Origin of the sequence: Vibrio sp. TRT 21S02 (assembly GCF_050113675.1) — a bacterium.
Lineage (GTDB): Bacteria > Pseudomonadota > Gammaproteobacteria > Enterobacterales > Vibrionaceae > Vibrio.
This window is the reverse complement of sequence record NZ_JBNJOI010000057.1, coordinates 1-1,659: the sequence shown is the minus strand read 5'-3', so window position 1 is coordinate 1,659 and position 1,659 is coordinate 1. Positions and strand designations below refer to the sequence as shown.

The following is a 1,659-nucleotide window of genomic DNA, read 5'->3' as shown; positions in this document are numbered from 1 at the left end:
AAGATTCAGCACAGTCAATTCAAACATTACTTATGTAATGTTCAGTATTCATTGAGCCGACAAAATCTTAAATTGAAGAGTTTGATCATGGCTCAGATTGAACGCTGGCGGCAGGCCTAACACATGCAAGTCGAGCGGAAACGAGTTATCTGAACCTTCGGGGAACGATAACGGCGTCGAGCGGCGGACGGGTGAGTAATGCCTAGGAAATTGCCCTGATGTGGGGGATAACCATTGGAAACGATGGCTAATACCGCATAATAGCTTCGGCTCAAAGAGGGGGACCTTCGGGCCTCTCGCGTCAGGATATGCCTAGGTGGGATTAGCTAGTTGGTGAGGTAATGGCTCACCAAGGCGACGATCCCTAGCTGGTCTGAGAGGATGATCAGCCACACTGGAACTGAGACACGGTCCAGACTCCTACGGGAGGCAGCAGTGGGGAATATTGCACAATGGGCGCAAGCCTGATGCAGCCATGCCGCGTGTGTGAAGAAGGCCTTCGGGTTGTAAAGCACTTTCAGTCGTGAGGAAGGTAGTGTAGTTAATAGCTGCATTATTTGACGTTAGCGACAGAAGAAGCACCGGCTAACTCCGTGCCAGCAGCCGCGGTAATACGGAGGGTGCGAGCGTTAATCGGAATTACTGGGCGTAAAGCGCATGCAGGTGGTTTGTTAAGTCAGATGTGAAAGCCCGGGGCTCAACCTCGGAATAGCATTTGAAACTGGCAGACTAGAGTACTGTAGAGGGGGGTAGAATTTCAGGTGTAGCGGTGAAATGCGTAGAGATCTGAAGGAATACCGGTGGCGAAGGCGGCCCCCTGGACAGATACTGACACTCAGATGCGAAAGCGTGGGGAGCAAACAGGATTAGATACCCTGGTAGTCCACGCCGTAAACGATGTCTACTTGGAGGTTGTGGCCTTGAGCCGTGGCTTTCGGAGCTAACGCGTTAAGTAGACCGCCTGGGGAGTACGGTCGCAAGATTAAAACTCAAATGAATTGACGGGGGCCCGCACAAGCGGTGGAGCATGTGGTTTAATTCGATGCAACGCGAAGAACCTTACCTACTCTTGACATCTACAGAAGCCAGCGGAGACGCAGGTGTGCCTTCGGGAACTGTAAGACAGGTGCTGCATGGCTGTCGTCAGCTCGTGTTGTGAAATGTTGGGTTAAGTCCCGCAACGAGCGCAACCCTTATCCTTGTTTGCCAGCACTTCGGGTGGGAACTCCAGGGAGACTGCCGGTGATAAACCGGAGGAAGGTGGGGACGACGTCAAGTCATCATGGCCCTTACGAGTAGGGCTACACACGTGCTACAATGGCGCATACAGAGGGCAGCCAACTTGCGAGAGTGAGCGAATCCCAAAAAGTGCGTCGTAGTCCGGATTGGAGTCTGCAACTCGACTCCATGAAGTCGGAATCGCTAGTAATCGTGGATCAGAATGCCACGGTGAATACGTTCCCGGGCCTTGTACACACCGCCCGTCACACCATGGGAGTGGGCTGCAAAAGAAGTGGGTAGTTTAACCTTCGGGGGGACGCTCACCACTTTGTGGTTCATGACTGGGGTGAAGTCGTAACAAGGTAGCGCTAGGGGAACCTGGCGCTGGATCACCTCCTTATACGATGATTATTGCGATGAGTGTTCACACAGATTGAT

The 1,659-nt window shown here is 52.6% G+C and carries 1 rRNA gene; it reads left to right on the top strand.

Annotated features, from left to right (window positions below):
• Positions 1 to 69: 69 nt before the first annotated feature.
• Positions 70 to 1,621 (top strand): 16S ribosomal RNA (locus ACQEXU_RS21900).
• Positions 1,622 to 1,659: the final 38 nt, after the last annotated feature.